Source organism: Phyllobacterium phragmitis (genome assembly GCF_002980495.1).
GTDB classification, from domain to species: Bacteria; Pseudomonadota; Alphaproteobacteria; order Rhizobiales; family Rhizobiaceae; genus Paramesorhizobium; species Paramesorhizobium phragmitis.
On sequence record NZ_PVBR01000002.1, the window covers coordinates 291,612 to 304,988 of the forward strand.

Consider the following 13,377-nt stretch of genomic DNA (forward strand, 5'->3'; position numbering starts at 1 on the left):
ATATGTCGCTCGATTTCCAACCGCTTTTCTCTCTGCCCTGGCTTGCAGCACTTCTCGTGCCGCTGGCGCTCCTGGTGCTCGCCGGGCTTTTCTTCCGCCAACGCGGCAGCGTCATCCGCCTGCTGGCGTTTCTGGCGCTCGTCCTTGCCCTCATCAATCCGATCCTGATCGATGAAGAGCGCGAGCCCCTGAAAAGCGTCGTCGCCGTTGTCGTCGATCGCAGCCAGAGCCAGGATATCGGCAACCGCCGCGCCGATACCGACGCCGCCGTCAAGCTGGTCGAGGAGCAGCTTGGAAAATTGCCGCAATTCGACGTGCGCGTCATCGAGGCCGGCCGGGCGAGCGATGATGACGACGGCACCTCCACAAAACTGTTCCAGGCGCTGAACGGCGCATTCCGCGATGTGCCGCCCTCGCGTGTCGGCGGCGCGATCATGGTGACGGATGGCCAGATACACGACATTCCGGAAAACGCCGCCGGGCTCGGCTTCAACGCCCCGATTCACGGGCTGATCACCGGAACGCCCGACGAATTCGACCGCCGCATCCGTTTCGTGCACGCACCGCGCTTCGGCATCACCGGAAAGCCGCAGCAACTCGTCTATACCGTCACCGATGAAGGCGAAAGCCCGCCGGCAAGCGGAACGGCGCGCGTCCGCGTCATCGTCAATGGCGATGTGGTGAGCGAGGAGAATGCCGTCATCGGTGCCGAAACGCCTGTCGAAGTGGTCTTGCCCAGGGCGGGCACCAACATTGTCGAGATCAGGACTGACCCGCTTCCAGGCGAAGTCACCGAGACCAACAACCGCGCCGTGGCGATGATCGACGGCATCCGTGAAAATCTCCGCGTGCTCCTGGTTTCAGGCGAACCGCATAATGGCGAGCGCACCTGGCGCAATCTTCTCAAATCCGACGCGTCCGTCGATCTCGTCCATTTCACCATTCTGCGTCCGCCGGAAAAGCAGGACGGCACGCCGATCAACGAATTGTCGCTGATCGCCTTTCCGACGCGCGAGCTATTCGTTGAAAAGATCGAGGATTTCGATCTCATCATCTTCGACCGCTACCAGCACCGCGATGTGCTGCCGCTGCTCTATTATGATTACATCGCACAATACGTCGAAAATGGCGGCGCGCTGCTGATCGCCGCGGGCTCCGAATATGCCGGCAACCAGTCGATCGCGCGCACACCGCTGCTCAGCGCCCTGCCGGCACTTCCGACCGGCCAGATCACCGAAAAGGCCTTTTTCCCGCGCCTGACCTATACGGGCCAACGCCATCCCGTGACGCGCGGACTGGAAGGCGGCGCACAGGAGCCGCCGCAGTGGAGCCGCTGGTTCCGCATCATCGACGTCGACAGGCCGCAGGGCGAGGTGATCATGAAGGGTGCCGACAACAGGCCGCTTCTGGTGCTCAACCGCGTCGGCGAAGGCCGTATCGGCATGTTCCTGTCCGACCAGGGCTGGCTCTGGGCGCGCGGCTTCGAAGGCGGCGGCCCCTATGCCGCACTCTACCGCCGCATCGCCCATTGGCTGATGAAGGAGCCGGAACTGGAAGAGGAAGCGCTGACGGCAAGCGGCAGCGGCCGTACGCTGCAGGTCCGCCGCCAGACCATGGGCGACAATCCCGGCAATGCCAGCGTCATCACGCCGTCAGGCCGAACCGTCGAGGTGCCGCTGAGCCAGAGCGAGCCCGGCATCTTCAGCGGATCGCTGCAATCCGACGAAATCGGCCTGTTCCAGGTCGCCAATGGCGACCTGAACACGCTTGCCCATGTCGGCCCCGTCGACGCGCCGGAATTCACCGACAGCATCTCGACGACTGCGAGACTCGATCCGCTGGCCAGCGAAACCGGCGGCAGCGTCCGGCGACTGCGGGCAGAAGCCGATCAGAGCAATGTTGAAGTGCCCGGGATCATTGCCGTGCGCAATACGGCGGCGGCGAGCGGCAATAGCTGGATAGGCCTGCGTGAAACCGGCGACACGGCGCTCAGGAGCGTCAACCGCCTGCCGCTCTTCTCAGGCTTCCTCGGCCTTGCCGCCATGCTTCTGGTGCTTGGCAGCATGTGGTACCGCGAGGGGCGGTAGAACCGTCCCATCGCTCGAGTCCAGGGCAATGTGAACGCGGATAAGGGGTGGCGAACAAGCCGGCTCGATGGCGGCGCGGCGAGCGGGTATGCGCGGCATCTACCCCTCATCCGACCTCGCTTACGCTCGGCCACCTTCTCCCACAAGGGGAGAAGGAAAGAGGGGGCACCGTCACATCTATTCCATATGCGATTTCCCCGCCTCAAGCCCGGTCGGCGTGGCGCACAAGGCCTGACACGTTCTCCAGCGCGCGCGGTGAAAACTCGCATGCGAGCAGCCGGTTGGGATCGACGGGCGCCGGCATCATGATCCGGCCGGGCTCGACCTTGCGGAAGCCGAAAGGCGCGTAATAGAGTTCGTCGCCGACGAGCACGACCAGCCTGTGGCCGGCGAGCCTTGCTGCTTCCATCGCCATGCGCATCAACGCCCGGCCAATCCCCCGGTTCTTCCATTCCGGCCTGACGGCAAGCGGTCCGAGCAAGAGCGCCGGCGTTATCCCGATCACCACATGCGTCATGCGCACCGAGCCGACGACGATGCCACCCTGAAGCGCCACGAAGGAAAGCGACCGGTCATGCGGCCCCCCTTCGCGAATGCGATAGGCGGCACGCGTAAAACGGCCCGGCCCGAAGGCCTGGCTGTTGATGGCTTCGATTTCGGGATCGTGCGCGGGACCTTCCTGCACGTAGGTCAGTTCGAGTTGCAGCATGGCAAAGGCGATCGCAAATTGAGAAATCGGAACGCCGCGAAGGGCGCAGACAGGCATCGACAGCAACGCACCTAGAGCGCCGTGCGTCCAATTGGACGCGCAAAGGACGCTCTAGCACTTTTAAATGCTGCATAATTTTATCCTTAAATCGATTCCGATTTAAGGAATTATGCAGTAGCGCTGGTCCGGTTTCATCGTCGGATGAAAGGCAATCCCGTCAAAGCATTTCTCCCAAAATACGGCCACACTAAGTACCGCATTCATGATCAGGCGGGCTCCGTATCATCAAAATCACCTGGCGTAAACGAAATAAATCGCACGGATGCGGGAAGGGTTACACTGCGTTCAACGATCCACGGCTGCCAAGCCATGCCCCCTCCCCTATATTGGGCTGAAAGGAGACAGACCATGGGACTTCTGGTAGACGGCATCTGGCATGACAAATGGTACGACACATCGGACAGCGGCGGACGCTTCGTGCGTTCCAAATCGCAGTTCCGCAACTGGGTGACGGCGGATGGCAGCGCCGGGCCGAGCGGCGAAGGCGGCTTCAAGGCGGAACCGGGACGCTATCATCTCTACGTTTCCCATGCCTGCCCCTGGGCGCATCGCACACTGATCTTCCGCGCCCTGAAGAAGCTCGAGGACGTGATCTCCGTCTCGGTGGTCGACTATCACATGGGCGAGGAAGGCTGGACGCTCTATGGCCGGGACGGCGGAACCGGCGATCATCTCTACGGAGCCAAACGCCTGCACGAGATCTATACCCGCGCCGATCCGAACTATTCCGGCCGCGTCACCGTGCCGGTTCTGTGGGACAAGCAGCGCCAGACCATCGTGTCGAACGAATCCGCCGAGATCATCCGCATGCTCAATTCGGCCTTCAACGAATTCGACGACGCATCGCTGGATTTCTATCCCGAGGGTTTGCGCGCCGAAATCGATGCGATGAACGATTTCGTCTATCCCAACATCAACAATGGCGTTTATCGCGCCGGCTTCGCGACGACGCAGGAGGCCTATGAGGAAGCCTTCAACCAATTATTCGCAGCGCTCGATGAAATCGAGGAGCGGCTTTCGCGCCATCGCTATCTGACCGGCGACCAGCTGACCGAAGCCGACTGGCGGCTGTTCACCACACTTCTGCGTTTCGACCCGGTCTATGTCGGCCATTTCAAATGCAACCGGCAGAGGATCGCCGATTATCCGAACCTCTCAAACTATACCCGCGACCTCTATCAGGTGCCGGGCGTCGCCGGAACGGTCAACATGCGCCACATCAAGGCGCATTATTACGGCAGCCACAAGATGATCAACCCGACCGGAATCATCCCTGCGGGGCCGGCGATCGACTACGGCGCGCCGCATGACCGGAATCGGTTTGCCAGCAAAGCCGCATGAGGCGGGCGCTTTCACATTCAGCAATCGTGGCATTTTTGTTACACGATTGATCGAAGATCAGCGCCTTTTACATACAAGCAGTTATCGTTGACCCAGATCAAACTGCCCTCTCTCCGGCGGCGTCATGTTGCGCCGTCATCCATAGGGATCAAGGAGAGAAGATCATGGTGAAACAGCGTAAGGGCTTGGTACAGGGAATGGCGGCGGCCGCTGCCCTCCTTCTCGCGGGGCATGAGGCCGCCGCGGCCGACCTCATAACGGCTCCCCAGGCGCCCGTGGCGGAAGCGCCGGCGGCTTTGAGCCCATGGCAGTTCCGCCTGCGCGCGCTGGGCGTCATCACCAATGACAAGGGCAGCGTCGACCAGATCCCCGGCTCCGACCTGTCCTATTCGGACACGGTGATACCGGAGCTCGACATCACCTATTACTTCACCGACAATTTTGCAGCCGAGCTCATCCTGGGCACCACCAAGGCCAATATCGACGGTGGCGGAGCGATCGGCGGCCTCGGCAAGCTTGGCGACGTCTGGGTGCTGCCGCCGACGCTGACGCTGCAATACCACTTCACCAATTTCGGCGCCTTCAAGCCCTATGTCGGCGCGGGCGTGAATTACACGATATTCTACAATCAGGACGCCACCGGCGCCCTCTCCGATATCGACGTCGAGAACACCTTCGGCACCGCGCTGCAGGTCGGCTTCGATTACATGATCGACGAGCATTGGGGCCTCAATTTCGACGTGAAGAAGATCTTCCTCAAGCCCGACTTCAACGCCACATTGGCCGACGGCACGGCGATCTCGGGCGAAGCCAAGCTTGATCCATGGCTGATCGGCGCCGGCGTGACCTACCGGTTCTGATGACGGGAACGGGCGGGGATTCCCGCCGACTGTCGACTTGCGATTAAGGGCGTGATGCGCCCTTTTTCATGCGCCGCATGACCGGAATCGATTTGCGAGCAAAGCCGCGTAAGCGATTCAACCAGCAGGCTAATTCACCAGAGCTCCGACGGCTTTTCGCCTTCAAGGATTTCCTGGAGACGGCGGCGCGTCGATTTCGTCGTCGCCTCGGGTAGATCGTCGATGGGAAAGAAACCGGCCTCGGCGATTTCGCGGTCGGCAAGGCGCGGCGCGGTCTGCCGGAAATCGCGGCAGACATAAAGTGCCACATGATCGCGTTTGGAGGCATGCGCGTTCTTGTAGAGCGCGAAAAGCGCGGGCGTTCCGGTGAGCTCGATATTACCCTCCTCGCGCAGTTCCTTCGCCAATGCCTCGGCAAAGGTTTCGTCGGTTTCGACACCGCCGCCCGGAAACTGCCAGCCCGGCACGTAGGTGTGGCGGATGAGGAAAACCGTTCCCGCCTTTTCATCCAGCACGACCGCGCGCACGCCGAGCGTCATCGGGCGACGGAACAGGAAATAGCTATGGAACACCCAGTGCCGCAGTCTCATGCTGATGTCTGCCATGTGGGACGGGTTCCCTCGTTTTTCATGCTGCGACGCAGCCGGACGCTGGATTTAAGACCAGTGCTATTCTAAACCGGTGTACATGTTTCATCTGGCGCACATTTCCGACATACACCTTTCTCCGCTGCCCGGCATCACCTATCGCGAACTCGCGTCCAAGCGCATCACCGGTTACATCAACTGGCGGCGCAACCGTCAGGGCGTGATGACCACAGGCGCGCTCGAAGCGCTGATGGCCGACCTGAAGGCACAGGCCCCGGATCATATCGCCATAACCGGCGATCTCGTCAATCTGGCGCTCGATTTGGAACTGGAAGCCGCGAAGCTGTGGCTCGAAACGCTGGGCGATCCCGCCGATGTTTCCCTCGTCCCGGGCAATCATGACGCCTATGTGCCCGGCGCCCTCGACAAGGCGTGCCGCATCTGGGAACCATGGATGCGCGGCGACGGCATCGACAATGCCGGCCATCGGGTCCAGTTTCCCTATATGCGCGTGCGCCAGGGCGTGGCTCTGATCGGCGTATCCTCGGCGCGCGCCACCGCGCCCTTCATGGCCAGCGGCGATCTCGGGCGCGGCCAGGCCAGGCGTTTGGCCAAGATGCTGGACGAAGCGGCAGGGCGCGGCCTTTTCCGGGTAGTGATGATCCACCATCCACCGGTGCGCGGCGCGGCCCCCGCCCATAAGCGGCTCTATGGCATCGGCAGGTTCCAGAAGATCATCGGCAAGCACGGCGCCGAACTCGTCCTGCACGGACACACCCATCTCGCAACGCGTTACGAGATCGACGGCCCGTCATGGAAGGTCCCCGTCATCTGCGTGCCTTCCGCCAGCCAGAGTTTCGGTGAAAAGCGTCCCGCGGCGCGCTTCAATCTTTTCAGCATCGAAAAACAGGACGGGACATGGACCTGCCGCTGGACCGAGCGGGGCGTCATCGATTCCGACAGGGTGATCGCCACGATCGCCGAGCATGAACTCGATGTCGCCCATGCATCGCAGCCCGCAACAGGCTCTTAGGGTAAGTCGGAAAAAAGCGGGACGCCTAGATCACCAGCCCGATTCGGTCCTGCAGCAGCGCCAGCACAAGGCCACCGGCAACGAGAGCGCCGATCAGGAACCAGACGAGCCCCGCCACGAACCCGGCCCACCGGCTTTGCCGGCGCGGAGCCTCGGCAAGTGCCGCCGCCTGGACGGAAACCGGCGCGGGCGTCTCCTCGACCTCCGTGGCCTGGGGCCCCGAAACAGGCACGCCGCCGCGCAGGCTGATGAGATCGCCTTCGAGAAGACGCTCCCGTTCGACGATGCGCTCCGCAATATAGGCGGTCACCGCATCGGAAACCGGCTTGATCTCGGTGGATTCGACGATGACGATGCGCCCCAGCCGCGTATCGCGCACAAAACGGTAGGTGCGGCGGTCCCGCGCCATCATCACATGCGACGTGGCGTCGATCCACAGGCGCGGCTGCAGCCCGGTCGAGAGCGCGAAATCCCATTGCGGATCGTCGGAGGGAACGTCGTCGAACACCGGCTGCAGATCCTGCGCCAAAAGTTCGAGCCTGGCACGGTCGGCCTCCTTCATGTCGACCACCACGTCGCCACGATCGGCGGCGGCGATCTTCGCCGTGCGCACCGCATCCGACAGCCTGTTCATGGCTCCGGCTGAACTGACCTTCTCGCTCGTCTCGCTCATGGTACGTCCTGATCTTGGGCCTTGATTAATCAAGCATTAACCTAGAGCAAGACGCGAGCAAATGGAAATGATCTGTTTGAGCGGCGTCCCAACCCCACCGGAAAGGAGCGACGCGCGCCCCTTCCCCGAAGACCGAGCGATTATTCCTGCCGCTGCGCCGCGACAACCCGGTTCGCCGCCGCGATGATCGCTTCCAGCGAAGCCGTGACGATGTTGTCATTGATGCCGACGCCGAATATCCGGCCGGCGGGATGGGCGATTTCCATGTAGCAGACGGCGGACGCATCCGACCCCTGACGCAGCGAATGCTCGGAATAATCGACGACCGAAAGCTGGATGCCGAGATAATGCGAGAGCGCATCGACGAAGCCATCGATCGGCCCGGTGCCATTGCCCTCAATCCGCTTCGTCTCGCCATTGTCGGTGATGTCGGCGGCCATGATCCGGCGGCCCTTGCGCTCAGTATCGGGAAAGGTGTGGTGATCGATGAATTTCAGCCGCGCGCCCGGCTGCTCCACATAATGCTTCTGGAACTCGTCATGGATGCGCTTCGAGGGCAGTTCCTTGCCTTCCTCATCGGTGATCTGCTGGATCACGTCGCGGAACTCGACCTGCAGATTGCGCGGCAGATTCAGCCCGTAATCGGCCTGCAATATATAGGCGAGACCGCCCTTGCCCGATTGCGAATTGATGCGAATGATCGCCTCATAGGAGCGCCCGACATCCTGCGGATCGATCGGCAGGTAAGGCACCTCCCACAACGGCTTGTTGGCCTGCCGGATCGCCTTCATGCCCTTGTTGATCGCGTCCTGATGCGAGCCGGAAAACGCCGTATAGACCAGTTCGCCCACATAGGGGTGCCGCTCGGTGATCTTCATCTGGTTCGAATATTCGTAAGTCTCCTTCATCCGGTTGATGTCGGAGCAGTCGAGTTCCGGATCGACGCCCTGCGTCAGCATGTTGAGCGCCAGCGTCACCACATCGACATTGCCGGTGCGCTCGCCATTGCCGAACAGCGTCCCCTCCACCCGGTCCGCGCCCGCCATCAGGCCCAGTTCGGTCGCCGCGATGCCGGTGCCGCGATCATTATGCGGATGCAGTGAGACGATCAGGTTTTCGCGATTGTCGAGATTGCGGCACATCCATTCGATCTGGTCGGCATAGATGTTCGGCGTCGCCATCTCCACCGTCGAGGGGAGATTGATGATGAGCTTGTTTTCCGCCGTAGGCTGGATGATCTCAGCCACCGCGTTGCAAATCTCGAGCGCCACGTCCAGTTCCGTGCCGGTAAAACTCTCCGGCGAATATTCGAAGCGGAAGCCGCCCCCGGCCTTGGCCGCCATGTCGGTGATCATCTTGGCCGCATCGGTGGCGATCTGCTTGATGCCCGCGACATCCTTGGCGAACACCACCCGGCGCTGCAATTCGCTGGTGGAATTGTAGAAATGGATGATCGGGCGCTTTGCGCCCTCAAGCGCCTCGAAGGTCCGGGTGATCAGTTCGGGCCGGCACTGCACCAGCACCTGCAACGAGACATCGTCAAGAACGTTGCCTTCTTCGACGCACCAGCGGGCGAAGTCGAAATCCGTCTGCGAGGCCGAGGGAAAGCCGATCTCGATTTCCTTGAAGCCCATGTCGAGCAGAAGCTGAAACATCCGCGCCTTGCGGTCATGCCCCATCGGGTCGATCAGCGCCTGATTGCCGTCACGCAAGTCCACGGAACACCAGATCGGCGCTTTCTCGATGCGCTTGCCCGGCCAGGTCCGGTCTGGAATATCGACCGCCGGATAGGCCTGGTACTTGGTGGCGGCGACGGGCATGCCTTTGGCAAAGGCGGAAGGCGTTTTGTTCTCGTTCATGTTTCTTCTCAAACGTTGAAGGCTGGAACATACCGGCAGGATATGACCGGATATCGACAGCGGAGGGTCTCGTCAGAAATTCCTTGATGGGCAAAAGGAGCTTGGGGCCTGGCAGCCATTCGACCGCCGGACGCTCCTCTTACCGAGCCCGACGGTCGCCGATAAGGCCGAGAAGAAGCGAGAGTGGCAGCGCGCAAGCCTTCGCGTCCGCAAATGCGGAGCGTGCGAAGGGGGACATGGCCGGGCGCGTATTCATGGAAATGATTGATAATGGAGATGCGGGGAGGACGCAAGAAGATCTTGAATTGGAAACAGTGGTGGGGTGGCTCACCCCCCTCTGGCTTGCCAGCCATCTCCCCCACAAGGGGGGGAGATTGGCCTTCATGAACGTGCGGCATCAATCGCAGAGGTTGCAAAAGGAATGCGGAGAGTAATATCAGCCAATCTCCCCCCTTGTGGGGGAGATGCCTGGCAAGGCAGAGGGGGGTTGCTTCGCGATTCCATCAAACAGAAACCGCTCCCCCTCAAGCAAAGGGCACCGCAGCCGTCCCCTTTGGCAATTTCGCCTCGTTCTCCGGTTCCACATGGATGACGACGCGGGCGCTGGGGATCGTCGCTTTCAGCGCGTCCTCGACACGGTCGCAGATGACATGCGCGTCGCCGACTTTCATCTCCGCTGCCACCACCAGATGGAATTCGATGAAAGTGGCGCGGCCGGCGATGCGGGTCTTCAGATCATGCACCTCGATCGCCCCGCCCGCATTGGCGGAAATGATGTCGCGGATGCGCATCGTTTCGTCAGGATCGACGCCGACATCCATCAGCCCCTGCACCGACGAATTGATGACATGCCAGCCCTGCCAGAGGATGTTGAGGGCGACGATGACCGCAAGCAGCGGGTCGAGCACTTCCCAACCGGTGGCGAGCGCCGCGACAAGGCCGATGACGACCCCGACCGAGGTGATCACGTCGGTCATGATATGCTTGCCATCGGCCAGAAGCGCCGGCGATTTCTCCCGTGTGCCGACGCGGATCAGCAACATCGCCCAGAAGACGTTGATCACGCTGGCGGCGCCATTGATGGCAAGGCCGATCCAGGGTTGCTCCAGCATCCGCGGCGCGCGGAACGCCCCCCACGCTTCGCGAAAGATGAGAAGCGCGGCAACGACGATCAGCACACCTTCGAGCACGGCGGAGAAATATTCGGCCTTGTGATGGCCATAGGGATGGTTCTGGTCGGCGGGCTTATGGCTGACGCGGATCGCCCACCAGGCGGCAATTGCTGCAATGACGTTGACGATGGATTCGAGCGCGTCCGAATAAAGCGCAACCGAGCCGGTGACGGTGAAGGCTACGTATTTCAGCCCGAGAACGCAGAAAGCGACCGGGATGGACCATATGGAAAGAAGTTGAATCTTTTTCTTCGCGTCCATGGTCAATCCCAAAGAGTGAATGGTGAAATAGTGAATGGTGAATAGTGGTTTTTCTATTCACCATTCACTACTCGCCATTCACCACTAAGCCGCGCGTTCTTTCGCCCGCCGCGGCAGATGCGCCACGACATTCTCGATCATGCGCATGCCGGCATCATGGCCCAGCGTCATAATCGATTCGGGGTGAAACTGCACCGCTGCGATCGGCTCCTTCTTATGTTCGAACGCCATGATGACCCCATCCTCCGTCTCCGCCGTGACGATGAAATCGTCCGGCAGGCGCACCGGATCGGCAAAGATCGAGTGATAGCGCCCGACCGTCACCTCCTTCGGCAGGCCGGAGAAGATGCGGCCCGGCTTGAGCACGCGGATGCGCGAAGGCTTGCCGTGCATCGGCTCGTGCAATTGCCGAAGCGTGCCGCCATAGGCCTCGGCGAGCGCCTGCAGCCCGAGACAAACGCCGAAGATCGGCAGCTCGCGCTGGCGTGCCTTGGCGATGGTCGCCTTGCAGTCGAAATCCTCCGGCTTGCCGGGACCCGGTGAAAGCACGACGAGATCCGGCTTGAGCCGGTCGAACAGTTCCTCCGGCACCGGCGAACGGACCGTCGAGACAGTCGCCCCGGTCTGACGGAAATAATTCGCCAGCGTATGCACGAAGGAATCCTCGTGATCGACGAGCAGGATCGACAGTCCTTCGCCGACACGCGACGCGGCCCGCGCCTCTCCCGACACATTGGCCTTGTGCGCATCGCGAATGGCCGACAGCATGGCGGAAGCCTTCAGCTCCGTCTCCGCCTCTTCCTCCTCGGGAATGGAATCGTAAAGAAGCGTCGCGCCGGCGCGCACCTCGGCGATACCGTCCTTGATGCGGATGGTGCGCAGCGTCAGGCCGGTGTTCATGTCGCCGTTGAAATGCACCATTCCGATCGCGCCGCCATACCAGGCGCGTGGGCTCTTCTCGTTTTCCTCGATGAAACGCATCGCCCAGAGTTTCGGCGCGCCCGTCACCGTCACGGCCCAGGCATGGCTGAGGAAGCCGTCGAACGCGTCCATCCCCTCGCGCAACCGCCCCTCGATATGATCGACGGTGTGGATGAGCCGCGAATACATCTCGATCTGCCGCCGCCCGATGACGCGCACCGAACCCGGCTCGCACACTCGGCTCTTGTCGTTGCGGTCGACATCCGAGCACATGGTCAGCTCGGATTCGTCCTTCTTCGAGTTCAGCAGCTTGAGGATCTGTTCCGAATCCGAGATCGCATCGTCGCCGCGCTTGATCGTGCCGGAGATCGGGCAGGTCTCGATCCGCCGGCCATTGACCCGCACGAACATCTCCGGCGACGCGCCGACCAGATATTCACCTTGTCCGAGATTGATGAAGAAGGAATAGGGCGACGGATTGATCGCCTTCAACCGGCGCGCAATCTCCGAAGGTTTGGTCTCGCAGCGCTCATAGAAGATCTGGCCCGGCACCACTTCGAAAAGGTCGCCGCGCTTGAAGCTCTCCTTGGCCTTCTCGACCAACTGCGCGAATTCGCCCGGATTGTGATCGCCGCGCGACGGGATGCTGGCCGAGGGCTCGAACGGCGCGGCTTTCGTCTCGCGCGACAGCCCTTCCGTGGAGGAACCGCTGAAGGAGAACTCATAACGGTCGAACCAGGCCTTGGCCGAATAATGATCGGCGACCAGGATCTCGTCCGGCAGGAACAGCACCAGATCGCGCTGATCGTCGGGACGCTTCAGCTTGAGGTCGATCGGATCGAACTGAAACGCCAGATCGTAACCGAAGGCGCCATAGAGCCCGAGACTGGCATCGTCCTCGGAGAAGAACAGGCCGACGATGGCGCGCAGGACCGTGAACACCGAAGGCGCGCGCGACCGCTCCTCCTCGGTGAAATGCCGCTGCGGCTTGGCGATCTCCAGTTCGATCCGCTTTTCCTCCGCCGTCACCACCGTTACGTCGGCGAGACCCTTCAGAATGCCGAGGATCGGGCGCAGCATCACCACGCCACGCGTGTTGAGCGCCTCGATCTTCATGTGGCGGCCGCTTGAGGTGATGACCACAGGCGGATCGATGATCGCCGTATCCCAGCGCGTATAGCGGCCCGGATATTCATAATTGGAGGAAAAAACCGCCCCGCGCCGCCCATCGAGCGCATCGATGCGGGCTTCGATCGCCCCTGCATAGCCAGTCGGAACCCGCGTCCGCGTGATGGCGATACCGCCAGCCGTTACATATTCGTGCATTTCGTTTTCGGCAGTCATTGCCATCGTCCTCAACTCCGTTGCGCTCTAGCCCTGGCGGCTCTGCGGACGGTCAAACAAAAAGGCCGCCCGGAAAATCCGTTGCGGCCCTGTTCACTTTTGCGCGCGTGCAAAAACGACTGCGTGGCCGCTATTAGCGGACCCACCACCAGCCATTCACGATAATGCGCGCGTTGTTCATGGAGGTGATTGTTAGCGTCGAGCCGCGCATCTTGCAACCGCAAATCATATGACCTTCAACGGCCCCGGCGAAAAAGGCCCTGAAAAGCGGTCCGAAAAAAGGAAAGTCCGGATCGTGTGGAGCGATCCGGACTTTCATTGCCCGTTCGACGGACAATACCAAGCAGGGCATAAGCGGGGGGACCCTGCCTGATCTCGCCCGAATATCGGAAATGCCCCATTTGCGATATTCGGATATATGCAATCATTAGGTGTTAAAATTCATCAAGTACGGTTCATATCTATCGTAG

At 61.3% G+C, this 13,377-nt stretch carries 10 protein-coding genes; 4 read left to right on the forward strand and 6 right to left on the reverse strand.

Annotated elements, in window-relative coordinates:
* Positions 1-2: 2 nt before the first annotated feature.
* Entirely contained in the window at positions 3-2,087 is a 2,085-nt protein-coding gene (locus tag C5748_RS03560) for a hypothetical protein (protein WP_105740667.1), read from the forward strand.
* A 202-nt stretch (positions 2,088-2,289) separates the two neighbouring features.
* On the opposite strand, the gene C5748_RS03565 is transcribed toward C5748_RS03560, so the two are convergent.
* The gene (locus C5748_RS03565; RefSeq protein WP_105740544.1) at positions 2,290-2,796 is read right to left on the reverse strand and encodes a GNAT family N-acetyltransferase; all 507 of its coding nucleotides are present in this window, start codon (positions 2,794-2,796) and stop codon (positions 2,290-2,292) included.
* 408 nt (positions 2,797-3,204) lie between these two features.
* Between C5748_RS03565 and C5748_RS03570 the strand changes: the two genes are divergently transcribed.
* Both C5748_RS03570 and C5748_RS03575 read left to right on the forward strand, forming a co-directional pair.
* A complete protein-coding gene (locus C5748_RS03570) occupies positions 3,205-4,197 on the forward strand; it encodes a glutathione S-transferase family protein (RefSeq protein WP_105740545.1) in 993 nt (330 codons plus the stop codon).
* A 164-nt stretch (positions 4,198-4,361) separates the two neighbouring features.
* Entirely contained in the window at positions 4,362-5,057 is a 696-nt protein-coding gene (locus C5748_RS03575) for an OmpW/AlkL family protein (RefSeq protein ID WP_105740546.1), read from the forward strand.
* A gap of 134 nt (positions 5,058-5,191) precedes the next feature.
* Here the strand turns inward: C5748_RS03575 and C5748_RS03580 are convergent, their stop codons facing one another.
* Entirely contained in the window at positions 5,192-5,647 is a 456-nt protein-coding gene (locus C5748_RS03580; protein ID WP_105740668.1) for an NUDIX domain-containing protein, read from the reverse strand.
* Between the two features lie 97 nt (positions 5,648-5,744).
* Between C5748_RS03580 and C5748_RS03585 the strand changes: the two genes are divergently transcribed.
* Positions 5,745-6,677: a metallophosphoesterase family protein gene (locus C5748_RS03585; RefSeq protein ID WP_105740547.1), complete on the forward strand. Its 933-nt coding sequence runs from the start codon at positions 5,745-5,747 to the stop codon at positions 6,675-6,677.
* Between the two features lie 25 nt (positions 6,678-6,702).
* Here C5748_RS03585 and C5748_RS03590 read toward each other — a convergent pair whose 3' ends face one another.
* The 4 genes from C5748_RS03590 to C5748_RS03610 all read right to left on the reverse strand — a co-directional run bounded on the left by C5748_RS03590 (position 6,703) and on the right by C5748_RS03610 (position 12,913).
* On the reverse strand, positions 6,703-7,350 hold the full coding sequence (locus C5748_RS03590; RefSeq protein ID WP_105740548.1) for a hypothetical protein: 648 nt from the start codon (positions 7,348-7,350) through the stop codon (positions 6,703-6,705).
* Positions 7,351-7,490: 140 nt separating this feature from the next.
* Entirely contained in the window at positions 7,491-9,209 is a 1,719-nt protein-coding gene (gene leuA, locus C5748_RS03595; RefSeq protein WP_105740549.1) for a 2-isopropylmalate synthase, read from the reverse strand.
* Positions 9,210-9,733: 524 nt separating this feature from the next.
* Positions 9,734-10,642, reverse strand: coding sequence for a cation diffusion facilitator family transporter (locus C5748_RS03605; protein WP_105740551.1), 909 nt, complete (start codon positions 10,640-10,642; stop codon positions 9,734-9,736).
* A gap of 84 nt (positions 10,643-10,726) precedes the next feature.
* The gene (locus C5748_RS03610) at positions 10,727-12,913 is read right to left on the reverse strand and encodes an anthranilate synthase (RefSeq protein WP_105740552.1); all 2,187 of its coding nucleotides are present in this window, start codon (positions 12,911-12,913) and stop codon (positions 10,727-10,729) included.
* Positions 12,914-13,377 lie beyond the last annotated feature (464 nt).